Origin of the sequence: Pseudomonas azadiae, assembly GCF_019145355.1 — a bacterium.
In the GTDB taxonomy this organism is placed as follows: Bacteria; Pseudomonadota; Gammaproteobacteria; order Pseudomonadales; family Pseudomonadaceae; genus Aquipseudomonas; species Aquipseudomonas azadiae.
Map to the genome: position 1 here is coordinate 413052 of NZ_JAHSTY010000001.1, position 23585 is coordinate 436636.

A 23585-nucleotide genomic window follows, 5' to 3' on the forward strand; every position below is an offset into this window, starting at 1 on the left:
CTCATGCCGCTGCACCGCGCATTAGCTCGTCTTGGCCGAGGTCGAAGCGTCCCAGCACCTTGACCTTCGAAGTGCTGCCCAGCTCGGCAAAAGACAGCACCGGCACGTGGTTGAATTCTTCCACCAACAACGTACGCAGTGGGCTGCGCAAGTCCTGCGCCACCAACATCACGCTCTTGAGTTTCTGACGCACGGAAAAGGCTTGATTGAGCAGCCCGACCAACGTCGCGCTATGTTCGTCATCAAGGGCGAAGAACACCCCGGTCTGGGTCTGGCGTAGCGCTTCACGCAGGACATTTTCGGTCTGCGGCGACAGCAACCAGGCATGCAGACCGTCGGCTTCGCTGTACTGATGGTAGATCTGTGCTTTAAGCGCAATGCGCGCGTAGTCGGCCAGCGCGTCCGGTTCACGTTCATGTTGGCCGTACTCGATCAGCGACTCTACAATCAGCCGCACAGCCCGCAACGGCACACCTTCGCTGGCCAAGCGTTGCAGCACCGCCGAAAAGCGCGACAGCGGCATGATCCGCTGCAGCTCCTGGACCAGTTCCGGCTGGTTGTGCTCCAGCCAGCTGAGGATCGACTTGCTCTCCTGAACCCCCAAAAACTGCGGCCCGCTGAGCATCATGGCCTGCTTCATGCGCTCGACGATCAGGCTGGCCGCAGTGAAGCGCTCCAACTGCGGGTCATCGAGCAGCGGGTCGTCCGGGGCCAACCAGAGCCAATCCTGCTCATCGCGTTCGGCCAGCCCGGGGGTGCCGTGCGCGGGCTCAACCGTCAGCGCCTTGCGTTCGACCGCCACATGGTTGACCACCGATGCCTTGACCATCGGCACCTCATGCACGCAAAACCGCATTTCATCATCGGCCAGTGAGTCATCGAGTTCCACTTCGAACGGTGGCAGTGTCAGGCCAATATTGGCGACCATCGCATTGCGGGCCTGGCGAATCGAATGAATTAGGTCAGTCACCTCAGGCGTCCCTCGCAGAACCGGAGAGAACTGCAACAGGTACGGCCTCGATGGATCGAACCCGCGCAAATCTTCACGGCCGTTCTCCTCGGGGCGCACCGCTTCGGCGGCTTCAGCGTCGGGTTGCTCCTGCCGTTGGCGCTGGCGCATCAGGTAGTACCCCAGGCTGCCGGTTATCAGCGCAATCAAAATGAATACTCCGGTAGGCATGCCGGGTACCGCGGCAAATGCAAGCATGCCCACCGAGGCGATCATCCAACTCTTGGGCTCGCTGGTCATTTGCCGGGCAATTTCGACGCCCATGTTGCTGACGCCCTTGCGCCCGTCCGGCGCCACCCGGGTGATGATCATGCCGGCGGTGAGCGAGATCAGCAGCGCCGGAATCTGCGCAATCAGGCCATCGCCGATGGTCAGCACCGAGTACAGCGCCATTGAATCGGCAGCGCTCAAACCGTGCTGGAACATACCCGTAGAGAAGCCGCCCAGCAGGTTGACCACGACGATGATCAAACCAGCGACGGCATCGCCCTTGACGAACTTCATGGCGCCATCCATGGCGCCGAACAGTTGGCTCTCACGGGACAACTGCTCACGTTTGTCTCGCGCCTGCATGCCGTCAATCAAGCCGGCGCGCAGGTCGCTGTCGATGGACATCTGCTTGCCGGGCATCGCATCCAGGCTGAAACGCGCCGCCACTTCGGCCACCCGCTCCGAGCCTTTGGTGATCACCAGGAAGTTGACCAGGGTCAGGATCAGAAAGATCACCATGCCCACGGCCAGGTTGCCGCCGACCACAAAATTGCCGAACGCCTCGACGATGTCACCGGCGTCCTGCTCCAGCAGGATCAAGCGCGTCGTCGCAATTGATAGCGCAAGGCGAAACATGGTGGTCAGCAGCAGAATTGACGGGAACGACGAAAATGCCAGGGGGCCCGGCAGGTAAAGCGCCAACACGATCAGCAGGCACGAGATGCAGATATTGAGCGCAATGAGAATGTCCACCAGCCAGGTAGGCAGCGGCACGATAAAGATGAACACGATGGCCATCACCACCACGGCGCCCAGCACTTCGGCGCGCTGCGCCACCTTGAGCAGAACGCGGTTGATGGCCGAAAGTGCAGTCACGCCATGGACCTCAGGTCATCTGGAAGACGCGCGGGGCTGCGCGTCATCCGGTCCATTTCGCCCATCACCGTCAGAAAGCCACGAAGGGTTTCTTCGCGTACTCGGCTATCGAGCCACAACGCCAGTGGCAGTTGTTGTACCAAGGGATAAAGCGCATTGAGTGATACCAACTTCTTGCCGTCCGGACTACCCGCCAGTTCATCCCCCATCCGCATGATTTCAGCCGCTGTGATACCGGTATTGGCGAAACCCAGCATGCGCTGCAGCAGGCTCACTGCGTCGTGACTGATACCCAGGCGCTGGACCAGCGCATGACAACCCGCCAACACCCCGCTTAACTGCCCACAGCTTTGCAGGCCGAGCAACAAGCTGCGCAACAGAGGTGTCGGCAACGACGACACCTTGGCCGCGATGTCGTCCGCCAAGGCTTTGCGCATCACCTTCAGCCCGTCGGCCAACCGCTCGCCGCCGTATACACCCAGCAGCGCTTGCATCATCGTCGTCAACGACTGTCGGGTAACCACACTGGCGTAGTAGAGCGTACGCAGCGCCTGGCGCTCTTGCGGGTCGACACTGGCCGCCTGCAGCGTTAAGGCGATGTTCAGGCCGGCTTGAATCTGCCCTTTGAAACGGACCTCCAGCTTGACGATGGCGTCACGCGCCAAGGCAGCTTCGGACGGACGCACTTCGGCGTCTGCCTGGGCCGCGACGTGCTTGAGCACCACGAATGCGCGTGCAGGGTCGCCCTCGGAAAGATCCAGCAACGGGCCAACGTCAGCTCCCTGGCGTAACGCTTCCCTGGCCAGCAAAGACATCATCGCCAGGGTCCTCTTCGCTGGATGACCCAACTGACGATAGAGCTCCGCCATCTGCTCGATCGGGGGCACGCGCGCGCCCATCTTGCGCTGGCTCAACGGTTGACTATTGTTCGCCACTTCCAGGCTGAACAGGTGAGTAAGTTCATCCATTCCGTTGACGGGCGCAGGCGTAGAGGTCTGGGTGACAGCAGGTCTATCCAGCGGGTAGACCGTTTGCACTTCTGGGGAGGATTCGACTTTCATGGACAGACCCGAACAGGAAGAGTGTTTCCCTGTGTGGCAAGGCCAGCTCAAACGGTTCCATCCAGCCGTATCTCACGGCGAATTTGAAAAGACTTGCGCAGCGCTTCGGGGCTCTATGCCAATCTCTGCGCAAATTCATACTGTTTCAGGATATTTACCAATACAAATCAGACAGTTATAGAAATCTTTTCCTTGGCACAGCCAGTGCAAAAGGGGTTGTCGTCGACATCCTTTCGACTGCGTCTACCCCAAGGAAAAAATCATGAATATCCCTATTGAAGCTTTAGCGCACCTCGTTGGCAGCTCGCCTCAATTCATGCTTCACCTGACGGACGATCAGCAAAAAAAACTTCGGCGCTTCATTCACAAGCGTGTTCTCAACCCGGAAGATGCCGATGATCTTCTGCAATTGACGTACCTGGAGGCCTGGCGCAACCGGGAACGTTTCAGCGGCAATGCCACGCTCAGCACGTGGATGTGCGGTATCGCGCAGAACCTTATCCGCAATCACTTCAGGCGCCTCTACGCCAAGCCCGTGCATTGCGAATTCGATGAGTCGCTGTGGCACGGGCAGGAAGACAACCACAACCTGGATTGGGAGTTCGAAGTCAACCGTCGCCTTGAAAAAACCTTGAGCGCCATTGACCACCTGCCGGTGGAGATGCGCAAAACGCTGTACGCCTCGCTGGAAACCGACGGCAGCTACCAGGACACAGCCGACGCACTGGATATTCCCATCGGCACTGTTCGTTCGCGGCTATCAAGGGCGCGCGAACAGCTTAAACGCGCCACCCACAACTCGCCGTTTCCTTAAAGCCAGCACCCAGGTTGGGCGGCAGGGATATCTGCCCAACACGGCGAGGTTTTTTGGCGACTCGGCAAGGTGAATCGCGCCCGACCCGGTGATTCAGCTTAAACAGTTGAAAGCGTAGATAAAAATTCAAAATAAATGCTTGACGCATTCCCGTTCTACGCGAATAATGCGCGCCACTTGGCTACATAGCTCAGTTGGTTAGAGCATAGCATTCATAATGCTGGGGTCCGGGGTTCAAGTCCCTGTGTAGCCACCAAGTACTAAAAACGGCTTACCGAAAGGTAAGCCGTTTTTTTATGCCTGGCGAAAAGCGCTGGACGGCTTCGGACACAGACATGCTCCGCCCGACCCTTCCTCACAACCGCAGGAACATCATCGCGGAGTTTGAGGCCCTACCCGCACGACAGGATTACCTGTAAAAAGCACTGTTCAAGGACCACAGATCATTCTCAAAATGAACGGAGTTCAGCGCGTGCTTTCGATTTCCCGCCGTCAACTGTCAGTGATTGCCGCAGCCCTGGCCCTGGCAGCCTGCCACAACCCGGCCAATCAACAGCCACCGGCGCCGGAGCTGGGTTCGGGTTACCGCACCGGCCTCACTGCCCGACACGCCGAGCGCCACATGGCCGCAGCCGCCAACCCGCTGGCGGCCGAGGCCGGCCGCCAGATCTTGCGCATGGGCGGTTCCGCGATAGATGCGGCCATTGCGATGCAGGCGGTGCTGACGCTGGTGGAGCCGCAATCATCCGGCATCGGCGGCGGCGCGTTCATCATGCTGTGGGACGGCGAAAATGTGCATGCGTATGACGGCCGTGAAACCGCACCGGCCGCGGCGACCGAGCGGTTGTTCCTGAGGGCCGACGGCACACCGATGACGTTTGCCGAGGCGCAGATAGGCGGCCGTTCAGTCGGCACGCCTGGCGTATTGCGGGCGCTCGAACTGGCGCACAAAAAGACCGGCCGACTGCAATGGGCCAAGCTGTTCGAACCGGCGATCCGGCTCTCGGAACAGGGCTTTGCGATGTCTGCGCGCCTGCACAGCCTGATCGCGGCGGACCGTTATATCGCGCAATCACCCGACATGGCGGCGTACTTCCTGAATGTCGATGGCTCGCCGAAAGCCACCGGTACGCTGTTGAAAAATCCGGCGCTGGCAGAGGTGTTCAAACGCATCGCCAAGGAAGGGCCGGATGCGCTGTACCGCGGTCCGATTGCCGATGAGATCGCGCGCAAAGTGCAAGGCCATCGCAACGCGGGCAGCCTGTCCCTGGCGGACCTGAAGGGGTATACCGCCAAGGAACGCACGCCGCTGTGCACGGACTATCAGCAGTGGAAAGTCTGCGGCATGCCGCCGCCGTCATCGGGCGGGGTCGCCATCGCGCAAATCCTGGGCACCTTGCAAGCGCTGCAAGCCCGCGACCCAGGGCTGGCCATCGCCGCGATGCAACCGGTGAACAGCCCATCGCCCGCCGGCCTCGAGCCGACAACAGAAGCCGTGCACCTGCTGGCCGAAGCCGGGCGCCTGGCCTTCGCTGATCGCGCGCTCTACGTTGCCGACGCCGATTTCGTCCCGGTGCCGGTCGCCGGCCTCATCGCACCGGACTATCTGGCCAAGCGCGCTGCGTTAATCGGCGAGCGCAGCATGGGTATCGCCAAGCCGGGCCTGCCGGCGGGCATCCAGGTGGCGTACGCGCCGGATCGCTCACCGCTGCGTATCTCCACCTCGCAAGTGGTGGCGGTGGACGACATGGGCGGCGCCGTGTCGATGACCACCACGGTGGAAGCGGCGTTTGGCGCCCACGTCATGGTCCAGGGTTTCTTGCTCAACAACCAGATGACCGACTTTTCGTTCATCCCCGTAGAAGATGGCCTGCCCGTGGCCAACCGCGTCGAACCCGGCAAGCGCCCGCGCTCGGCCATGGCGCCGACTCTGGTGTTTGACCGCAAGAGTGGCGAGTTACTTGCCACGCTGGGCTCGCCCGGCGGCTCGCAAATCATCGAGTACGTGAGCAAGTCCCTGGTGGCGATGCTCGACTGGAAACTTGACCCGCAAGCCGCCATCAGCCTGCCCAACTTCGGCAGCCGCAACGGCGCCACCGAATTGGAAACCGGTCTGTTCAGCCCAGCGTTGAAACAGGCACTCAAAGACAAGGGCCATGCGCTGAGCGAGATCGAGATGACCAGTGGCATCCAGGCCATCGTCCGTACACGGGACGCCCAGGGTAAGGTGTTGCTGAGCGGCGGCGCTGACCCACGGCGCGAAGGCGAAGCGGTCGGCGATTGAACATTTCATCCAACGGAGCCTTTCACAGCTACCGCCGAAGAACGCATCACGCCGAGCAGATGAAGAGCTTGACCTATTCGTGGACGCTCAGCCCTTGGTAAAAACGCGGTCTTCTATAGTGAGCGGGCAGTCAGCGATTCGCTACCAGGTGTGCACCGAAGAGCATGTAGCAACTCCCGGCAAAGCGGTCGAGCCACTTGCGCGAGCGGCTATAGAAGTTGGCCATGCGCTCGCTGGAAAACACCAGGGCCACGCAGGAATACCAACTGAACGACAAGGTAGCCATGGTGATCACCGCCAGGGTCAACAGCATCGGCGACGGTGACGGCGGCATGGTGGAGGCGAAGATGGTGGCAACAAACAAGGCCGCCTTCGGATTGGACAGGTTACCCAACAACCCCAGGCGCCAGGCGGAAAACAGCGAGCGCCGGGCTTGCAGCGCCAGCACACTCTGGCCCATGGCCGGCGCCGAGCGCCGAAACAGTTTCAGTCCAAGGTAAATCAGGTAGCAGCCGCCGATGATCTTGAACGCCAGGTACAGCATCGGTGCCGCGGTAAACAGCGACTTGATGCCAAGGCCGCCCGCCAGCCCCCACATGACCGTACCGGTGGCAATACCCGCCGACGCCACCACGCCATGGTGGCGCGAACAGCTCGCGGCCAGTTGCGCGGTGTTGAAAAAGTTGGGCCCAGGCGTCACTACCGCCACCGTCCACAGCAAAGCCAGCGAAATCAGGGGCGCCACGTAGGCGGGGTTGAAAAATTCCATGGCAGGCAACTCCATCAGCACGAGGCACGAAAGACGATCATAGGCCTCGTAACTACCCTACACAATCTACCCTGCACAATCGTACAAGACCCCCGCAGACAAGGGCTGCAGACTGGGTTAACGTGTTTCCATCTCCCTTTTTGTGACAAGCCGCCATGGGCAAACCCACCGCCACCCTCGACTGGCTGCACCGCGCCCCGCATGCCAGTGGCCTGGACCGGATCGAGGCGTACTTTGCCGGCTTCGCCTTCGATCCGCACCGACATGACACTTACGCCATCGGGCGCACCCTGACGGGTGTGCAAAGCTTTCACTATCGCGGCGCCATGGTCCACAGCCTGCCCGGCACCACCATGGTGCTGCACCCTGATGAAACCCATGACGGCCACGCCGGCAGCGACGAAGGCTTCAAATACCGGATGATTTACGTCGAGCCGTCGCTGATCCAGCATATTCTCGGCGGCAAGCCGTTGCCGTTTATCCTAAATGGCCTATCCACTGACCCCAGGCTGTTCCGCGCCAGCGAAGTGCTGCTGCAAAACCTGGATAACCCCATCGACCCGTTGCAGGAGCAGGACGCACTGTTCGACCTGGCCCACGCGCTGAACAACGTTTCGGGCGGCATCATCAGCCGCAAGCGCTTCGACTACGTCGCCGCCGAGCGCGCCCGGGAATTCATCCACGGCGCCCTGGGCCGCAGCATCACCCTGGATGAAATGGCCGACCACGCCGGACGCGACCGCTGGGCCCTGTCGCGGGATTTTCGCCTGCTGTTCGGCACCAGCCCCTATCGCTACCTGACCATGCGCCGGCTGGACCTGGTGCGCAGCCTGCTGGCTCAGGGCCAATCGCTGGTTGATGCGGCGTTGACCGCCGGCTTCACCGACCAGAGCCATATGACCCGGCAATTTCGCAGCACCTACGGCATGCCGCCGTCGCGCTGGGTGAAGATGCTCGGGCGCTGACAGAACCGCTGGGAGGGGCCGTCAGTGTGGAAGCTGATGCCCATCAATCGGCTGGCCAATTGTGAGGAAATGCCCGCCCGCCACATGGTGCAAGGTGCGCCGTTGATCATGGCCTTCGAAGTGCCAACGGCCTTCGCTGAATACGCGTTCATCGGCATACGCCGCGACCACTTCGCCCAGGAACAGATCGTAGGTCTGCTGGGTATGAGGCTCGGGCAACAGACGACACTCCAGCCAGGCCACGCAACCTTCCAGCAAGGGCGCTTCGGTATGTTCACCGATGAACGTCTGTAAACCGTATGCAGCGAATTTGTCGGTTTCGGCGCCAGTGGTATTACCCAGCGTCTGCACCAGATCCGCCTGTGCCGCACAAGGCACCTGAAGCACGAAGGTGCCGGCGCCTTCCAGCAATTGGCGCGTCCAGGTGGCCTTGTCCAACACCACGGCGACTTTCGGCGGTTCGAAGTCCAGCGGCATCGCCCAGGCGGCCGCCATGATGTTGCGCCGGCCGTTGTGGGCGGCGCTCACCAGCACGGTCGGGCCGTGGTTGAGCAAGCGGTAGGCCTTGGACAGCGGAACGGGGCGACGGTGATGGGCTGGGCTCATGGTTGAAAAGACTCTGCAGAAAAAATAAACCCTACGATACCCGATGACCCCGGCGCGCGAGTATCGGCGCATGGCGGGGTCCGGTACGTTGCTGCTTTGGCACGTCTTGACTCAAGGCTCAGGCCTTTAACGTGTGGCGCTTTCCAAACAACGCCACGCTCAGCACCCCCACCGCCCCCATCACCGCACAATAAATCACGCAGATCCACGGGCTGGTCGGCATCAGCGCAATCAACAGCAGCGGGGTGGTGCTGGCCCACAGCGCGTAGGCGATGTTGTAGGTGAAGGATATTCCCGAAACCCGCACCTGCGCCGGAAACAACCCGACCATCACCGACGGCACCGCGCCCACCACGCCGCAACCGAGCCCCGCCAAGGCATACGCCGCGCCCAGCCATACGCCGCCGCTGATGAGGCTGGCGTACAGAACCGCAATCCCCACCGGCAGCAACACGCTGTAGATAAGTACCGCGCGCCAGGCACCGATGCGGTCGACCAGCAACCCGGCGAGTACGCAGCCGATATTCAGGAACACGATGCCCAAGGCACTCAGGGCGAAAGTGTGGCTGGGGCTCATGCCGAAGGTTTTCTGCATCATGGTGGGGGTGATGACGACCAGTACCACCACGGCCGAAGTGAGTACACAGGTAAGGATCATCGCCGGCAGCAACACGGCGCGGTGGTCGCGCAATACGGTGCGCAAAGGCAGTTCGGCGGCGGCTTGGCGGCGCGCCTGCATGTCGAGAAACACCGGGGTTTCGCTGAGCCAGCGTCGCAGCCATACGCCGATCACGCCAAACACGCCGCCCAGCAGGAACGGAAAGCGCCAGGCATAGTCGAGGATTTCGGCGGGTGTGAAGACTTGCGCCAGCAAGGTGGCAGTGAGTGCGCCGAGCAGGTAGCCGAACGTCAGGCCGGCTTGCAGGAAGCCCAGGGCGTAACCGCGATGACGGGCCGGGGCGTGTTCGGCAACGAAGGTCCAGGCGCTGGGCACTTCTCCCCCCACTGCCGCGCCTTGCAGCACGCGCAGCGCCAGCAGGATCAGCGGCGCGAAATAGCCGATGTGCGCGTAGGTGGGCATGATGCCGATCAACAGGCAGGGCAACGCCATCATCAGGATGCTCAGGCTGAACACGCGTTTGCGTCCCAGGTGATCGGCGAAATGCGCCATCAGGATGCCGCCCAGCGGGCGCGCCAGGTAGCCGGTGACGAAGATGCCGAAGCTTTGCAGCAGGCGCAGCCACTCGGGCATTTCCGGCGGGAAGAACAGCTGGCTCAAGGTCAGCGCGAAAAACACGAAAATAATGAAGTCGTAGATTTCCAGGGCACCGCCCAGGGCGGCCAGCCCCAGGGTTTTGTAGTCGGAGCGGGAAAAACGCTGCGCCTGTGGCAAAGAGGAGGCAGTCATGTGAAGGCTCGGCAGACAAACAAAATGGCGTGCAGGTTATGAGCTGAGCCAAGTGATGGCAATCACGACAGATATATTTGTTTTCCTCATGGATCGATGAAGATAACTGCATTCCCATATCAATGGCGGTAGCGGAACATGCCGTGAAAGTGCCAACACCATAATAAAGACAAGAGGAAAGACTCGTGGCCGATGCTATCGAAGAAAGCCGCTATGCCCGATTTGCCCTGCGCTGTTCCAACTTCGCCGAACGCTGGTTTCCAGACTCCTGGGTGTTCGCCGCCCTCGCCGTGATCATTGTCGCCGTGGCGACCCTGGGCATGGGCGCCGCACCCGCCGAGGCGGCCAAGGCCTTTGGCGACGGGTTCTGGAGCCTGATCCCCTTCACCATGCAGATGGCGTTTGTGGTGATCGGTGGTTATGTGGTCGCCAGTTCGCCGCCAGCGGTGAAGCTGATCGACCGCCTGGCGCGTATCCCGAAGAACGGCCGCTCGGCCGTGGCCTGGGTGGCGCTGATCTCCATGATCGCGTCCTTGCTGAACTGGGGCCTGTCCCTGGTGTTTGGCGGTTTGCTGGTGCGGGCGCTGGCGCGTCGTACGGATTTGCGCATGGATTATCGCGCTGCTGGTGCCGCGGCTTATCTGGGGCTGGGTGCGGTGTGGGCGCTGGGGCTGTCGTCTTCGGCCGCGCAGTTGCAGGCCAACCCCGCTAGCCTGCCGCCGTCGATCCTGTCGATCACTGGCGTGATCCCGTTCACTGAGACCATTTTCCTGTGGCAATCCGGTGTGCTGTTGCTCGCGCTGATCGTGGTGTCGCTGATTATCGCCTACGCCACCGCGCCCGGCCCGAACAGTGCGCGGGACGCCAAGGCCTGTGGGGTCGACCCCGCGTTCAACCTGCCCAAGCTACAAGCGCCGACCCGGCCGGGCGAATGGCTGGAGCACAGCCCGCTGCTGACCATCCTGCTGGCTTGCCTGGCGGCCGGTTGGCTGTTCCATGAGTTCTCGACCAAGCCGGCGATCAGCGCGATCTCGGGCCTGAACACCTATAACTTCCTGTTCATCATGGTGGGCGCCCTGCTGCACTGGCGCCCGCGCAGCTTCCTCGACGCCGTGGCTCGAGCGGTACCAACCACCACTGGCGTGCTGATCCAGTTCCCGTTGTACGGGTCGATCGCTGCGCTGATGACCGTGGTCAAGGGTGGCGACGGCCAGACCCTGGCCCACCATATTTCGACCTTCTTCACCTCCATCGCCTCCCACGACACCTACGCGCTGCTGATGGGCGTGTACTCGGCGGTACTGGGTTTCTTTATCCCGTCGGGCGGTGGCAAGTGGATCATCGAGGCGCCCTACGTGATGCAAGTCGCCAATGACCTGCAATACCACCTGGGCTGGGCAGTGCAGATCTACAATGCCGCCGAGGCACTGCCGAACCTGATCAACCCGTTCTATATGCTGCCGCTGCTGGGGGTATTGGGCTTGAAGGCGCGGGACTTGATCGGGTTTTCGTTCGTGCAGTTGCTGGTGCACACGCCGCTGGTGTTGTTTCTGCTGTGGGCGTTGGGGACGACGTTGAAGTATTTGCCGCCGGTGATGCCTTAATCAACGGATGAAGCACCTGTTGTTGCAACAGGTGCTCTTCATGCAGGAGCAATGGGCAGATGCTCCAGTAAATCAGGCAAGGCGCTCTGGATCGTGTCCCAAACCACATCAAGGTTGATGTCGAAATAACCATGGGCAATCCGATTGCGCATTCCGCGCATGCTTCGCCACGGGATGTGTGAATGACCGGCCGCGAAATCCGGATACTGGATCATGATTTTGGTCGAAGCCTCACCAATGATGATCAGGCTCATGATTACCGCTTGTTGAGTTCGCCTGTCTTCCAGAAAATTCCTCTTTGCTCAAGCCTTGAACAAAAGTAATCGCATCAGTAGCCGCTTGCCGGACGTGATTCAAATAATCCTCAAGACGGTTCGCTGTCATACCGGACGTGCCTCGGCCAAGACTTTTGCGCGAAATTTCAAAGGTAAATCGGCAGGCGTCAGTAAATCCACATTGACGCCAAGCAGATCCTCAAGCTCTACCTGAAGTCCACCGAGATCAAAAAGCGTGGTTCCCGGCGGAGCATCGACTAATAGATCCAGATCGCTGCCTTCTTGGTCGGTTCCCAGTAACACAGCCCCAAATACTCTGGGGTTTGAGATGCGGAAACGACCGACGACTTCTCTGACGGCAGCTCGCTGCAGGTCAAGGGCGGTGGAAGGTTTCACGGTGCGCCTCGATGATGTTTAGTATCGTTCCAGTCTAGCAGCGCCAGCCGCCTGTAGACATATGCATAACACTCTGACGAGGTATACGGGAGATTCGGCAAAACCCGCTCAAACATCTGAGGCAGGTTCAATCGACAAGCTTAAAAGTCACTTTTCTGAACTGACACGTGGACTTATCGCACTTGAATCGACGGCAACCCCTGACTCCCCCCGCCAAGATCGTTGATTAACCTAATTCGGATTCCCACCCACAGCCCATCAAGGACAATCCGATGACGCCGCTATCCAAATCGCTGGAAGAGTTAATCACTGATATCTACAAGGACGACGAAGTTTCGGTCACTGAGTACAGCGCCTTGCGAGACGATGCCGATCGCCGCATGGCCGCCGTCATCAAGGAGTTCGGCCTGCATAACAACGTGACCGCTTTTCAGAAATCGATCGACGTGGCCATGCAGCTATTGCAGACCAGTGTCATTGATTCCAAAAAGGCCAAGCTCACCGACACCGGCGAGGCCATCGTCAGGGACGCGGTGACGGCGCAGGTGGAGTACTTGCGCGCTGGCAGCCAGTTGGCGCTGCGCCTGCTGTGATCGTCTGATTCAACTCACTGTCTTCGATCCGTCACATTGCGTTGCTACCGTCCTGGCGAAATATCTTGCAACAACTCGCCAGGGACTCCCGCAATGAGTGACGATCACGAAGACCGCCCTTCCTCCGATGCCGCGGCCCAGCCGCCGGTAGACACCAGTCGCCGGCGCTTCCTGGGGGGCGCCGCGGTATTGGGGGTCGGCGCGACCTTGAGTGCCTGCGGCAATACCAGCGAAACACCGGGCAGACCGGAAGCGCGGCCGCTTACCCCGCAAGCACTGGACAAGGCGTTGCGCGACCAGGTGAAAACCGTGGTAGTGATCTACGCCGAGAATCGCAGTTTCAACAATCTATTTGCGGATTTTCCCGGCGTCGAAAAGCCGCTGTCGGCACTTTCCGCCGCCGATACACAGCAACGCGACCGTGACGCCAGCGTATTGAACACCCTGCCGCCTGTCTGGGGCGGTGTGCTGCAAGTCGGCCCGCAGACAGTGGACGGGGTGACCTATGCCAGTGGAGCGCAATTCCAGGAAAACCTGCCCAACGCACCGTTCGCCCTCAGGGGCCCTAACGCTGAAGACCTGCCCCTGAGCCTGGTCACACGCGATTTGTGGCACGTGTTCTATCAGAACCAAATGCAGATCAATGGCGGCAAAAATGATCATTTCGTCGCCTGGGCCGACTCCGGCGGCTTGGTGATGGGCCATTACGCCCAGAGTCGTTATTCCCTGCGCCTGTGGGACGTGGCCAAGGAGTTTGTGCTCTGCGACAACTTCTTCCAGGGGGCCTTTGGTGGCTCGTTCCTCAATCACCAGTACCTGATCAGCGCTACCGCGCCGGTTTATCCGAATGCCGCTCAATCGGTCGCAAAAGCGCAGATCGCCACGCTGCAAAGCGATGACCCCAGCGACCCGCGCCTCAAACCGCTGGACACGTCCCCGGCCAGCGCCATGACGGGGCCGCCGCAGTTTGGCCCCAGCGCCCTGACCCCGGATGGCTACGTGGTGAACACCTTGGCCCCGCCCTACTGGCCGACCTGGATTCGCGACCCGCAAAACCCGGACTATTCAAAACCGGAGCTGCCCAACGTGCTGGTGCCGCAGACCCACGAACACATCGGCGACAAATTGTCGAAAAAGAACGTCGAATGGGCGTGGTACGCCGGCGCATGGCAAGCGACCCTGGACCAATTCAAGGACTCGGGCGGTATTCCGAAGATTCCGAACTTCCAGTATCACCACCAGCCGTTCAACTACTTCAAGCAGCAGGGCCCGCAGAACCGTGCCGAGCGCGACAGGCGCCTGCGCGATGGCGGCCTGGGTGATGATTCTGGCACCAACAAATTCTTCGCCGACGCCCAGGCCGGCAAGCTGCCCGCCGTCACCTTCTACAAGCCCCAGGGCAACCTGAACATGCACGCGGGCTATGCCGACATCGCCTCGGGCGACCGCCATATCGTGCGCGCCTTGAAGGTGCTGCAGGAAAGCCCGCAGTGGCAAAACATGGTGGTGGTGGTGACGGTCGATGAAAACGGCGGCTGGTGGGACCACGTCGCACCGCCCAAAGGTGATCGGTGGGGCCCGGGCACGCGGGTTCCGGCGCTGGTGGTGTCGCCGTTCGCGCGCAAAGGCACGGTGGACCATACGGTGTATGACACGGCGTCAATCCTGCGTCTGATCACCCGTGTGTTCCAGCTCGAAACACTGGACGGCCTCAAGCAGCGGGATGACGCAATGATCGCCCGCGGCCAGAAACCCATGGGTGATCTGACTGCCGCCCTGCAGTTCAACCGGTAGGTGTCTTATCCAATAGCGACATGCCTGGCGATTTAGCACGCGGTTTTCCTGGTCAGCCGCTACTGTGTGGAGAGTGGGCTTTCGCTGACAAGGACACAACACATGTTTAAACCGACCAAGTTGTTCTTCACATTGGCCGCACTGATGGCAAGTGCGGCCGTACAGGCTGACAACGAGGTGCCGCTGGGCAGCACGCAGCGTGTGACTCAGTTGTTCGCTTACCCCAACAACTGCAATGTGATCTGCTTTCGGCCATGGACGCTGGAACAGACTGTCGAGCATTATCTGAACCAGAGCCTGCAACGGGACGGGTACAGCCGGGCGAAAGTCAGCGTCAAAACCCAGGACGGCAAGGTATCAGCGACCTTCAGCGGTGTACCGGACACTTATGGCCAACCCCTCACCCGGTTGCTCAATACCGCCGACCTGGCCTATCAAGGCGCCAGCCGGCTCAACAGCGACAGCAAGTGGGCCTACAACTGGTACCTTTTCCTGCCACTGGGCATGGCCCTGGAAAACCGTAAAAGCATCGAGCTGCTGCACTTCCCGCCAGACTACTCACTGACCCAAGCGCAGGATTACCTGGAATCGGCCACCACCGACCGTTGGGCAACCCTGCTCACGGAAAATGGCATCCCTGCCACTGAAACCCCGGCTTACCAGACCATCATCGATATCGCACCCATTGCCGCGCCGTCCAACGCGGGCAAGGACCTGGAAACCGTCTATAGCTACTTCACCGACTACCAGACGCGCATGGTCCAGGAGCTGAGCCTGTCCGACAAAGGGGCTTTGCCGATGGTAGCCTTTGGCGCGCCGGTGCGCGGCTGGATCAAGCAACAGTACGGGCAGACGGTTGGTGTATTGAGCCTGGCGCAGATCAGTCCGGCAGCGGGAAAAACCGTGTCGGTGCTGGGGGCGAACCACCCGAGCTACATCTGGTATGCCGCAAGCCCCGATACCTACGAGGGCAACGAGCAGAAAGCCGACGAGGCCGGCTTGAAGGTGATGGGCCAGGATTTGAGCGCCGCCTGCTGGCAGGCCGGCATGGGGCAAAAACCCGAGAGCGACCCGAATGTGACGCTCAAGGCGTGCATGAACACCTGGCAGGTCACGCGCAAGGAACAGACGTGCGAGTTGTTCTATACCTCAGTGCGCAACCTGCCCCCGGCAGAGGCAAGTGCCAAATGCACCACGCAGGCGGTCAAGACCCAGTTGAAACAACTGAAGAACCCTGTTCCCACTCCAGCTACGGCGATCCCGGCGCTGTAGCTGCAGGGCTGCGCTTGCTGGACACAAGCGCAGCCGCGTCAGCCCTTAGACTTCACCCAATGGACGCAGGCGATACTGCGGCGGCAACTGCTCGAAACCACTGATGGTGGTGTTCAAGCTCTTCCAGCGCCCATCCTTGATGCCGTAGATGCAGCCGTGGATCGACAGGCTCTGCCCACGGTGCCAGGCGTTTTGCACAATGCTGGTGTGACCGACATTGGCGACCTGCTGGATCACGTTCAATTCGCACATGCGGTCGACGCGTTCTTCTTCGGTTGGCAGTTGGGCCAGTACGTCACGGTTTTCGTAATAGAGGTCGCGGATGGTGCGCAGCCAGCCGTCGATCAGGCCGAACTGACGATCCTGCATCGAAGCCCGCACGCCGCCGCAGCCATAGTGGCCAGTGACAAGGATGTGCTTGACCTTGAGCACGTCCACCGCGTACTGGATCACCGAGAGGCAATTGAGGTCGGTGTGCAGCACCACGTTGGCCACGTTGCGGTGCACGAACAGATCACCGGGCAGCATGCCGACAATCTCGTTGGCCGGTACGCGGGCGTCGGAGCAGCCGATCCACAGGTATTCCGGGGTTTGCTGGCGGGCGAGCTTGGCGAAGAATTCGGGATCTTCCTGTTTGATCGCGTCCGCCCAGCGTTCATTGTTATCAAGCAGGTCTTGTAATTCGTTCATCAGGGAAAGCCTCAGGAATGATGCGCAGTTTTGTGACTGACAACCCCTCGTCCGGGTCACGCCCTCCGTGTGAATAACCAAGTGTCAATTAGCTTGAATCTTTGGGGTGCGCAGCCTGTCCACACACTATAAGCCCCACAGCATGAGGATTGGCCATGACTGAATCACGACGTCCCTACGGTGCTACCCAGCCCGAACCGATTGATGACAACGAAGATCGCATGGGTTCGATGCGCGAACTGGACTTTGACCAGGAAGATCAGACGGCGGAGATCGGCGAGGAGATCCCGCCGGGTGAGCGCGAGCTTCTGATGCCCGATGAGCGGGTGCGCGAAGCCGGGATGACCGGCGCGTCGGTCGCCGACCATGAGTCGACTGACGATGACATGAGCCCCGAGACGCTGATCCACGACGACGGCGCGCGCGATGCACGGGAAGAAGGCGAGGACGGTCCGGCGGATTACGATCTAAGCGTTGTAGATGAAGATGACATTGGCGGCGGAAATGGGTTGGATGAGGCCGAACTGGCCGATCTCGACCCGCTAAACGGTAAGCGCTGACACAACGCAAAACTCATTGTAAAAAAGGCCCCTGTGGGAGCTGGCTTGCCTGCGATGGCATCACCTCGGTCTAACTGAAACACCAAGGTGTCTGCATCGCGGGCAAGCCCGGCTCCCACAGGTTCTGGCGTGTCCAAGGGTTTTACATGCTTAATCGACAAGGGTGCAGGCCATCACGACCGCATCTTCACGGCCCCCCACAGCAGGGTAGTAATCGCGGCGACGGCCAATTTCGTTGAAACCATAACGTTCGTACAAACGGAACGCCCCGGTATTACTGTCACGCACTTCCAGGAAACATTCGCGCGCATTGGCGGCATAGGCGCGAGACATCAGGTGTTCCAGCAGCGCCAGGCCAAGCCCCCTGCCCTGGTTTTCCGGCTTCACGGTGATGTTCAGCAAATGCGCCTCATCGAGGATGATCTGCACCACGCCGTGCCCCACCTGCTGCTCACCCTCGAACATCAGCCAGATCTGGTACTTGCCCAACCCGTCGAGAAAGATCCCACGGGTCCACGGGTGGCTGAACGCCGCGTATTCGATTTTCAGCACGGCGTCGAGGTCGGCCTCGGTCATCGGGCGAAAGGATAAAGCCTCACTCATCGGTTGTTTTCCAGCGCGCCATCAGCCGGCGCATGGCTTGCCAGACATCAGCCTTACGCTGTGGCTCTTCCATTAATAATTCCAGGCCCGGCAGGGCCCATACCGAGCCCAGGCCTTCGACCTGCAGCTCGCGGTACCAGGCTTCGGCATTCGCTTGGCCGGCAAACCGCACGGCGGGCAGGCCGATCAGCCACAGGCACACGCAGGGTTCGTCTTCCAGGCGCGCCGACACAAAGCCTTGCACAAAATCACGCGCCGCTTCGGGGCCCTGGTCCATAGTGCCGCGCACCAGCAATGGCCAGCGCACCGGGTCGCCGACGATTTGCGGGCTGTCGGGCAGGCCGGCGGCGCGCAGCATATCCTTGAGCAGCATGTAGGCGGGGTCGCGGGTCTGGAAGCGTTCGCCGGTGGGTAATTCCACCAGCAGCAGGCAGCGCCCGGCGCGCAGCAATTGCAGGGCGAAACGCGGTGGCGGCACCACCGGGGCCTTGACCACCGGGGCTACCTCTTCGACCACTACGGTTTTGGTGACCGGCGACGGGCGCGGCACTTCGACCCTGGCCCGCTCGACCACAGGGCGCGACTCGGGCACAGGCTTGACCACCGCGACCGGCGCGGCCGCTTCCTCGCCCGACGCCTGGAACGCCTCATCGGGCTCAAGCGCCTGCAACAGCTCGGGCCGCGACGGCGCGGCAAACGGCAGTTCGGTGCGGGGCAGCCAGTTGACCACCTGCATGGCGGTCAAGTAAGCGCGACGTCGGGACTCGGTAAGCACAGCTCGGCCACTTGCGGATAACTAAAGAGCGGGGATTCTACCGCTGTTCGGCAACAATCGCCCACTGCACACTGACCGGCTGTGGATAAATCCCGCGCCCGATGCAGTACAATCGCGACTTTTAATCGCCAACCAGCCGGCCATTCCGATGATCGAACCCAAGCGCGTCCTGCGCGCCCTCGCCGAACACTGGGCCTTACTTGAGCCACTGTGCGAACACTTCGACCAAGGCACCTTGAGCCTTGGCGAACTGCGCGCGCAACTGGCCGCCCAACAACTGGACAGCACGCCCCAGGACATCACCAGCCTGCTGGACGTGTGGATTCGCCTGGACATCCTGGTGCCTGTGGCCAAAAGCCCGAACCGTTTCGAGCTCAACGCGCAGATCCACGACTTCCTGGCGTATCTTCGCAAGGAGCACCGGCTTGGCCTGTGCCTGGAAATCGAAGCCTATCTGCGCCACCTCGAGCGCCTGGCCGGTTATATCCAGGATGCCTTCGATATCCGCGATGGCCACGACCTGGCCCGCCAACTGCGCCTGCTGGATATGCGCGTGCGCGATGTGCTGAAAAAACTTGCCAACGACGAACAGGCCCTCGCCGCCGTGGCCGACCGCGCCAAGACCAGCGACCGCCAGATCCCGTTGCGCCAGCGCTACGCCGAAGTATTGGCGACCTGGGACGAATACGTCGAACCGATGATTCAGTTGGTGAACGCCGACGGCGCCTTCGAGCAAGGCGTGCGCAAGGTCGAGAATGTGCTGCTGCGCATGCTCACCGAACAGCAACGCCTTGGCCATCTGGTGGACGACGACATGCTGCTGCGCACCCACGCGCGCATCCTCGAAATGCAGACCAGCGCCCAGTTGACCTTGCGTCATGCGCGCGAGCTGCTGTTGCCGTTGCGCGAAGAAGCGCGCCGGCACAACGCGGTGACCCGTGGCGCGGCGCTGGCCCTGTCGGCCATTCGCCGCAAAGGGCTGGACGCAGTGCCGCAAGCGGCGATGCCGATGTTCACCCGCCCGCAAAGCACCTTCCTCGGCAGCGCGAGCCAGGTAGAAGCCTATGTGTACGCCCTGGCGAATTTCGAGCCGAAACCGGCACGGTTCCCCAAGGCGCACAAATCCCATAAAGGCGAAGCCCAGCGCGCGCCACGCACGGTCAAGGAAATGCTCGAACGCTGCGAAGATGCGCTGCCGATGCCGGACCTCATGACCTGGCTGCTGGAGCAGGAACCGGACGGCGCCACCGACGAATTGCTGTACTGGTTCTCGCGTCTCTCACGCGAAAAACGTTTCAAGCGTGAACGCCTGGAACGCCGCGATTACTACACCCACGAGCATCAGGTCAGCCTGCGCTCATTCGCCCTGCTCCCGGCCACGCCTGACGCCGCCGAGAATACTGCGAGCATCCCCTATGCATCTTGATCTATCCGAACTGTCCCAGCTGGCGCCGATCTTTCGCGAGCTGTTCAAGGGTTACCACGTCAGCCGCCGCGATCCGGAGCTGTACGCGCAGCTCTCAAACTTCCAGGATCAGTACCGCACGCTGTTCAAGGCCCTGGGCTTTGAGCTGGTGTGCGATACCCGTGGCTTCTATTACTTCGTGCCGGACTCCGCGATTGCCAGCGCGCAGGTGAACAAGACCGCCCAGCGCCTGGCGTTGTTCACCTTCATCCTCGTCGAGCACCTGGCCGACCAGGGCCGCGACCCGATCGCCGTGCTCGACGGCGGCAGCCTCGGCCGCGATGAGCTGCCGTCCCTGCTGGAGAAGTACCGCGACCTGTTTATCCAGGCCGAGGTGCAGACCCAAGAAGAACTCGAAGAAAAAATCATGCGACGCATGACCCAGCTGGGTTTTGCCAGCGAAGACAACGGTATCTACCGCTTCCTGCCGCCGATGCACCGTTTCCTCGATGTATGCCTGTCGGTGCAGCAAGACCGCGACCTGGCCGCCAGCGTACACAGCGTATTGCCATTGCCGGCGCCGGTGATCATCGATGAAGACAGCGACGAGAAGCTGCTGAAGACCGATGATCCGCTCGATCTGAGTGACTTTGCACAAGAGAGCGAAGAAGACGCCATGGCCCGCGCCATTGCCGAAGAACAGGAGACCGACGCATGAGCAAGGAACGCTACGGCATCCGCCGCTTCGCCCTATTGAACACCGCCGGCTACAGCCTGGGTTTGTTCCCGCTGGAAGAGCCACTGTCGGTGTATGGCGCCAACAACCTGGGTAAATCCGCGTCGATCAACGCCTTGCAGTTCCCGATCCTGGCGCGCATGTCGGACATGAGCTTCGGCAAGTACACCTTGGAGCAATCGCGGCGCTTCTACTTTGCGACCGACACCAGCTACATCCTGGTGGAAGTCTCATTGCCTCACGGCCCGCATGTCATCGGCGTGGTCGGGCGCGGCCCGGGCGGTGGTTTCGGTCACCAGTTCTTTGCCTATGCCGGCAAGCTGGACCTGGCCCACTACCAGAAAAACGACACCTGCCTGCGCCAGAAAGAGCTGTTCACCAACCTCGAGCGCGAAGGGCTGAAAGCTTACGAACTCAAGCCCGATGAACTGCGGCGCTTGCTGGTGGGCGGCCACACGTCGATCCCGCTGGACCTGACGCTGATTCCGCTGCGCTCCACCAGTGAGCAAAGCCTGAAAACCTTCCGCGCGCTGTTTATCAACTTGCTGCACATGCGCGAAATCACCGCGGCCAAGCTCAAGCAACTGTTCCTGGATGCGTTTGAACACAGCCTGCGTTCCGGCAGTGTGGATTACATCGCCGCGTGCGAAGAAGCCTTCCGCGATGTACGACGCATGGAGCAGGACTACAACTCGCTGGTGGCCGCCGGGCCTTTGGTCGAGGCGCTCGCAAACGGCGTGAAACAACGCGATATCTTGCGCGGCAAGCTGCATCGCTTGTCACCGCTGCTGGATTCGCTGCTGGGCACCTGGTCGGACTACGCCAGTGCGCGCAAGGAAGAACTGACGATCCAGGCCGAGCACTATCGCAACGAGCAGGACGCCCTGCAGAACGACCAGCGCGGCGGTACCCAGGAGCTGATGCGCCTGGAGCGCGAGATCAGCGGCATCCAGCGCTGGCTGGGCGAGCTGTCGGTGCTCAAGCATCGCTTCGCCTTGGTGGATGACGTGAAAATGCTGGAGCAGCAACTGCTGGCGGCCAAGGATGCTCACGATGAGTTGGCCGGTGCCCTGGCGCAATCCCGGCAGTTCAGCGCCGAGGACCTCGACGAGCGTTTGCGCGACCTGGAAAAACGCCTGAAATCGGTCAAGCAGCAGCTTGATCATGCCGACAACAACAGTTACGCCAAGCTGCGGGAAGAATTCTCACAGCCGGATGTCGAGCGTCTGATGCGTCTGTTCAACAGTTCGTTGTTCAGCCTGCCGCTGGGCGCCCACGGCATCACGCTGGACGAGGACGGCCAGTGGGTCAAATCCCTGGAACTGATCCTCGATGGTTTCAAGGGCGAGCGTTTTGAAGTGCCGGGGCTGGCCGTCGATCTCTCGCATATCGAACCGCCCGCATTGCAGGCATTGGCCGATCGCGCGGCGTTGCGTGACCAGAAAGAGCGCCTGGAAAAAGAGCTCAAGCAACTCAAAACTCAGCAGGCCGTGGCGTCTGACCGCGCCGCGAGCAAGACTCAGACCGAAGCGCTGTACCAACAGGTCCTCGACGCGCAGAAGGCTCTGGAAGACTTCCGCCGCGCACAAACCTTAAGTGCGGAAGAAGGCGAGAAACTCGAAAGCCTGGCGCAGATGGAAGCGGCGCAGGATGAGTTGAAGCGCTCCAGCGATGCCTTCACCGAGCGCGTTCAGCAACTGTCGGCCAAGCTGCAACTGGTCGGCCGTCAGATCGGCGATATGGAAGCCAAGCAACGCACGCTGGATGACGCGCTGCGCCGTCGTCAGTTGCTGCCGGCGGATTTGCCGTTCGGCACACCGTTCATGGACCCGGTCGACGATTCCATGGACAACCTGCTGCCGCTGCTCAATGACTATCAGGACAGCTGGCAAGGTTTGCTGCGCGCCGATGGCCAGATCGAAGCGCTGTATGCGCAGGTGCGCCTCAAGGGCGTGGCCAAGTTCGACAGCGAGGACGACGTCGAGCGACGCTTGCAGTTGCTGATCAATGCCTATGCACACCGTACCGATGAAGCGTTGACGTTGGGCAAGGCGCGTCGCGCGGCGGTCACCGATATTGCGCGCACCTTGCGCAATATCCGCAGCGACTACGACAGCCTTGAGCACCAGTTGGCCTTGTTCAACCGCGAGATCAACAAGCGTCAGGTATCGAACCTGCAGAGCTTTCGCATCGTGCTGGCGCCGAACAAGGAAGCCCTCAAGCATATCGACCAGATCATCCACAGTGCCGGTCAATATGAAGAAGGCGAGACCCTGTCGGTGTTCGACCTCAGCCAGAGCGCCGAGCAGGACAACAAAAACGAAGAGGCCAAGGAATACCTGGCGCGCCTGGTAGCGGCCAACCACAACCAGTTGGGCCTCAAGGACCTGTTCGAGCTGGCCTTCGAGATCACCAAGGTGCATGGCCAGCCGGTGATTCACACCGACATCGATGGCGCGGCGTCCAACGGCACCACCATGACCATCAAGGCGCTGACCAACATGTACTTGTTGCTGCACCTGATGGACCGCGACCAGGCCGGGCGGGTGCGCTTGCCGTACTACCTCGATGAAGCGGCGGACATCGATGAGAAGAACCAGGCGGCGTTGCTGGAAACCAGCTTGCAGTTAGGCTTTGTGCCGATCCTGGCGAGCGTGAAGCCACAGGTGTCTGCCCAGGTGGCGATCGACCTGGAAGGCGGCAGCGGGCCGAACGGGATCTATATCGATGAGGCGGATTGGAAGTATATTCGTCGTCACGATGGGGTGAAGGCGGCGGTGAACGTGCAGGCGGATGAGCCGATGTTGGGTGAGGCCTGATTTGTTCTGCTGAAATGCAAAAGGCCGCGATCTTATGGATCGCGGCCTTTTTTGCAGGCTT

Annotated in this window: 21 protein-coding genes and 1 tRNA gene; 12 read left to right on the forward strand and 10 right to left on the reverse strand. The window is 60.9% G+C overall.

Translation table 11 applies throughout. The annotated features are described in order from the left end of the window. Position 1 precedes the first annotated feature (1 nt). Together sctV and KVG91_RS01945 are read right to left on the reverse strand one after the other, a co-directional pair. Complete coding sequence (gene sctV / locus KVG91_RS01940) at positions 2 to 2095, reverse strand: type III secretion system export apparatus subunit SctV (RefSeq protein ID WP_169377507.1); 2094 nt, start codon at positions 2093 to 2095, stop codon at positions 2 to 4. Beyond that, positions 2092 to 3156 (reverse strand): HrpJ domain-containing protein, encoded by a 1065-nt coding sequence (locus KVG91_RS01945; RefSeq protein ID WP_169377508.1) that lies wholly within the window; start codon positions 3154 to 3156, stop codon positions 2092 to 2094. The genes sctV and KVG91_RS01945 overlap by 4 nt, the downstream gene beginning before the upstream one ends. Positions 3157 to 3418: 262 nt before the next feature. On the opposite strand from KVG91_RS01945, the gene KVG91_RS01950 reads away from it, so the two are divergent. From KVG91_RS01950 to ggt, 3 genes are all read left to right on the forward strand, one after another. Then, positions 3419 to 3970 (forward strand): RNA polymerase sigma factor, encoded by a 552-nt coding sequence (locus KVG91_RS01950; protein ID WP_169377509.1) that lies wholly within the window; start codon positions 3419 to 3421, stop codon positions 3968 to 3970. A gap of 179 nt (positions 3971 to 4149) precedes the next feature. Then, positions 4150 to 4226 (forward strand) — tRNA-Met (locus KVG91_RS01955). A 198-nt stretch (positions 4227 to 4424) separates the two neighbouring features. Continuing rightward, positions 4425 to 6254, forward strand: coding sequence for a gamma-glutamyltransferase (ggt, locus tag KVG91_RS01960; RefSeq protein WP_169377510.1), 1830 nt, complete (start codon positions 4425 to 4427; stop codon positions 6252 to 6254). 130 nt (positions 6255 to 6384) lie between these two features. Here ggt and KVG91_RS01965 read toward each other — a convergent pair whose 3' ends face one another. Beyond that, entirely contained in the window at positions 6385 to 7023 is a 639-nt protein-coding gene (locus KVG91_RS01965; protein ID WP_169377511.1) for a LysE family transporter, read from the reverse strand. Positions 7024 to 7178: 155 nt separating this feature from the next. Between KVG91_RS01965 and KVG91_RS01970 the strand changes: the two genes are divergently transcribed. Continuing rightward, positions 7179 to 7988: an AraC family transcriptional regulator gene (locus tag KVG91_RS01970; protein WP_169377512.1), complete on the forward strand. Its 810-nt coding sequence runs from the start codon at positions 7179 to 7181 to the stop codon at positions 7986 to 7988. A 21-nt stretch (positions 7989 to 8009) separates the two neighbouring features. On the opposite strand, the gene KVG91_RS01975 is transcribed toward KVG91_RS01970, so the two are convergent. After that, positions 8010 to 8594 carry a flavin reductase family protein gene (locus KVG91_RS01975; protein WP_169377513.1) on the reverse strand — a complete coding sequence of 195 codons (585 nt, stop codon included), beginning with the start codon at positions 8592 to 8594 and terminating at the stop codon, positions 8010 to 8012. Between the two features lie 118 nt (positions 8595 to 8712). Then, positions 8713 to 10002 (reverse strand): MFS transporter, encoded by a 1290-nt coding sequence (locus tag KVG91_RS01980; protein ID WP_169377514.1) that lies wholly within the window; start codon positions 10000 to 10002, stop codon positions 8713 to 8715. A gap of 185 nt (positions 10003 to 10187) precedes the next feature. Here KVG91_RS01980 and KVG91_RS01985 point away from each other — a divergent pair, with 185 nt between their 5' ends. Continuing rightward, a complete protein-coding gene (locus KVG91_RS01985) occupies positions 10188 to 11606 on the forward strand; it encodes a short-chain fatty acid transporter (protein WP_169377515.1) in 1419 nt (472 codons plus the stop codon). Between the two features lie 38 nt (positions 11607 to 11644). Here the strand turns inward: KVG91_RS01985 and KVG91_RS28200 are convergent, their stop codons facing one another. Both KVG91_RS28200 and KVG91_RS01995 read right to left on the reverse strand, forming a co-directional pair. Continuing rightward, the gene (locus KVG91_RS28200) at positions 11645 to 11860 is read right to left on the reverse strand and encodes a HepT-like ribonuclease domain-containing protein (protein WP_217894859.1); all 216 of its coding nucleotides are present in this window, start codon (positions 11858 to 11860) and stop codon (positions 11645 to 11647) included. Between the two features lie 126 nt (positions 11861 to 11986). Further along, positions 11987 to 12277 (reverse strand): nucleotidyltransferase family protein, encoded by a 291-nt coding sequence (locus KVG91_RS01995; RefSeq protein WP_169377516.1) that lies wholly within the window; start codon positions 12275 to 12277, stop codon positions 11987 to 11989. Between the two features lie 272 nt (positions 12278 to 12549). On the opposite strand from KVG91_RS01995, the gene KVG91_RS02000 reads away from it, so the two are divergent. The 3 genes from KVG91_RS02000 to KVG91_RS02010 all read left to right on the forward strand — a co-directional run bounded on the left by KVG91_RS02000 (position 12550) and on the right by KVG91_RS02010 (position 15936). Continuing rightward, on the forward strand, positions 12550 to 12870 hold the full coding sequence (locus KVG91_RS02000) for a hypothetical protein (RefSeq protein WP_169377517.1): 321 nt from the start codon (positions 12550 to 12552) through the stop codon (positions 12868 to 12870). 93 nt (positions 12871 to 12963) lie between these two features. Next, complete coding sequence (gene acpA / locus KVG91_RS02005) at positions 12964 to 14664, forward strand: acid phosphatase (RefSeq protein WP_169377518.1); 1701 nt, start codon at positions 12964 to 12966, stop codon at positions 14662 to 14664. A gap of 102 nt (positions 14665 to 14766) precedes the next feature. Continuing rightward, positions 14767 to 15936 carry a hypothetical protein gene (locus KVG91_RS02010; RefSeq protein WP_169377519.1) on the forward strand — a complete coding sequence of 390 codons (1170 nt, stop codon included), beginning with the start codon at positions 14767 to 14769 and terminating at the stop codon, positions 15934 to 15936. 45 nt (positions 15937 to 15981) lie between these two features. Here KVG91_RS02010 and can read toward each other — a convergent pair whose 3' ends face one another. Next, complete coding sequence (gene can / locus KVG91_RS02015) at positions 15982 to 16626, reverse strand: carbonate dehydratase (protein WP_053134092.1); 645 nt, start codon at positions 16624 to 16626, stop codon at positions 15982 to 15984. Between the two features lie 155 nt (positions 16627 to 16781). Between can and KVG91_RS02020 the strand changes: the two genes are divergently transcribed. Further along, positions 16782 to 17186, forward strand: coding sequence for a serine kinase/phosphatase (locus KVG91_RS02020; RefSeq protein ID WP_169377520.1), 405 nt, complete (start codon positions 16782 to 16784; stop codon positions 17184 to 17186). A 150-nt stretch (positions 17187 to 17336) separates the two neighbouring features. Here KVG91_RS02020 and rimI read toward each other — a convergent pair whose 3' ends face one another. After that, positions 17337 to 17789, reverse strand: a complete 453-nt coding sequence (gene rimI, locus KVG91_RS02025; protein WP_003188286.1) for a ribosomal protein S18-alanine N-acetyltransferase — start codon at positions 17787 to 17789, stop codon at positions 17337 to 17339. Beyond that, positions 17782 to 18525: an energy transducer TonB gene (locus KVG91_RS02030; RefSeq protein WP_169377528.1), complete on the reverse strand. Its 744-nt coding sequence runs from the start codon at positions 18523 to 18525 to the stop codon at positions 17782 to 17784. The genes rimI and KVG91_RS02030 overlap by 8 nt, the downstream gene beginning before the upstream one ends. Before the next feature lie 187 nt (positions 18526 to 18712). Between KVG91_RS02030 and mksB the strand changes: the two genes are divergently transcribed. The 3 genes from mksB to mksF are packed head-to-tail and all read left to right on the forward strand — an operon-like array spanning position 18713 to position 23524. Beyond that, a complete protein-coding gene (gene mksB / locus KVG91_RS02035; protein ID WP_169377521.1) occupies positions 18713 to 19990 on the forward strand; it encodes an Mks condensin complex protein MksB in 1278 nt (425 codons plus the stop codon). Beyond that, positions 19980 to 20687 carry an Mks condensin complex protein MksE gene (mksE, locus tag KVG91_RS02040; protein WP_169377522.1) on the forward strand — a complete coding sequence of 236 codons (708 nt, stop codon included), beginning with the start codon at positions 19980 to 19982 and terminating at the stop codon, positions 20685 to 20687. The genes mksB and mksE overlap by 11 nt, the downstream gene beginning before the upstream one ends. Further along, the gene (gene mksF / locus KVG91_RS02045) at positions 20684 to 23524 is read left to right on the forward strand and encodes an Mks condensin complex protein MksF (RefSeq protein ID WP_169377523.1); all 2841 of its coding nucleotides are present in this window, start codon (positions 20684 to 20686) and stop codon (positions 23522 to 23524) included. Before mksE ends, mksF begins: the two co-directional genes overlap by 4 nt. Positions 23525 to 23585: the final 61 nt, after the last annotated feature.

Coding starts and splice junctions, on each gene's coding strand:
- mksF (WP_169377523.1), top strand. CDS start 20,684: ATGAGCAAGGAACGCTACGGCATCCGCCGCTTCGCCCTATTGAACACC.
- can (WP_053134092.1), bottom strand. CDS start 16,626: ATGAACGAATTACAAGACCTGCTTGATAACAATGAACGCTGGGCGGAC.
- KVG91_RS02010 (WP_169377519.1), top strand. CDS start 14,767: ATGTTTAAACCGACCAAGTTGTTCTTCACATTGGCCGCACTGATGGCA.
- KVG91_RS01950 (WP_169377509.1), top strand. CDS start 3,419: ATGAATATCCCTATTGAAGCTTTAGCGCACCTCGTTGGCAGCTCGCCT.
- KVG91_RS02000 (WP_169377517.1), top strand. CDS start 12,550: ATGACGCCGCTATCCAAATCGCTGGAAGAGTTAATCACTGATATCTAC.
- KVG91_RS02030 (WP_169377528.1), bottom strand. CDS start 18,525: ATGCAGGTGGTCAACTGGCTGCCCCGCACCGAACTGCCGTTTGCCGCG.
- acpA (WP_169377518.1), top strand. CDS start 12,964: ATGAGTGACGATCACGAAGACCGCCCTTCCTCCGATGCCGCGGCCCAG.
- KVG91_RS01980 (WP_169377514.1), bottom strand. CDS start 10,002: ATGACTGCCTCCTCTTTGCCACAGGCGCAGCGTTTTTCCCGCTCCGAC.
- KVG91_RS02020 (WP_169377520.1), top strand. CDS start 16,782: ATGACTGAATCACGACGTCCCTACGGTGCTACCCAGCCCGAACCGATT.
- KVG91_RS01945 (WP_169377508.1), bottom strand. CDS start 3,156: ATGAAAGTCGAATCCTCCCCAGAAGTGCAAACGGTCTACCCGCTGGAT.
- KVG91_RS01970 (WP_169377512.1), top strand. CDS start 7,179: ATGGGCAAACCCACCGCCACCCTCGACTGGCTGCACCGCGCCCCGCAT.
- KVG91_RS28200 (WP_217894859.1), bottom strand. CDS start 11,860: ATGAGCCTGATCATCATTGGTGAGGCTTCGACCAAAATCATGATCCAG.
- mksB (WP_169377521.1), top strand. CDS start 18,713: ATGATCGAACCCAAGCGCGTCCTGCGCGCCCTCGCCGAACACTGGGCC.
- mksE (WP_169377522.1), top strand. CDS start 19,980: ATGCATCTTGATCTATCCGAACTGTCCCAGCTGGCGCCGATCTTTCGC.
- KVG91_RS01975 (WP_169377513.1), bottom strand. CDS start 8,594: ATGAGCCCAGCCCATCACCGTCGCCCCGTTCCGCTGTCCAAGGCCTAC.
- KVG91_RS01965 (WP_169377511.1), bottom strand. CDS start 7,023: ATGGAATTTTTCAACCCCGCCTACGTGGCGCCCCTGATTTCGCTGGCT.
- rimI (WP_003188286.1), bottom strand. CDS start 17,789: ATGAGTGAGGCTTTATCCTTTCGCCCGATGACCGAGGCCGACCTCGAC.
- ggt (WP_169377510.1), top strand. CDS start 4,425: ATGAACGGAGTTCAGCGCGTGCTTTCGATTTCCCGCCGTCAACTGTCA.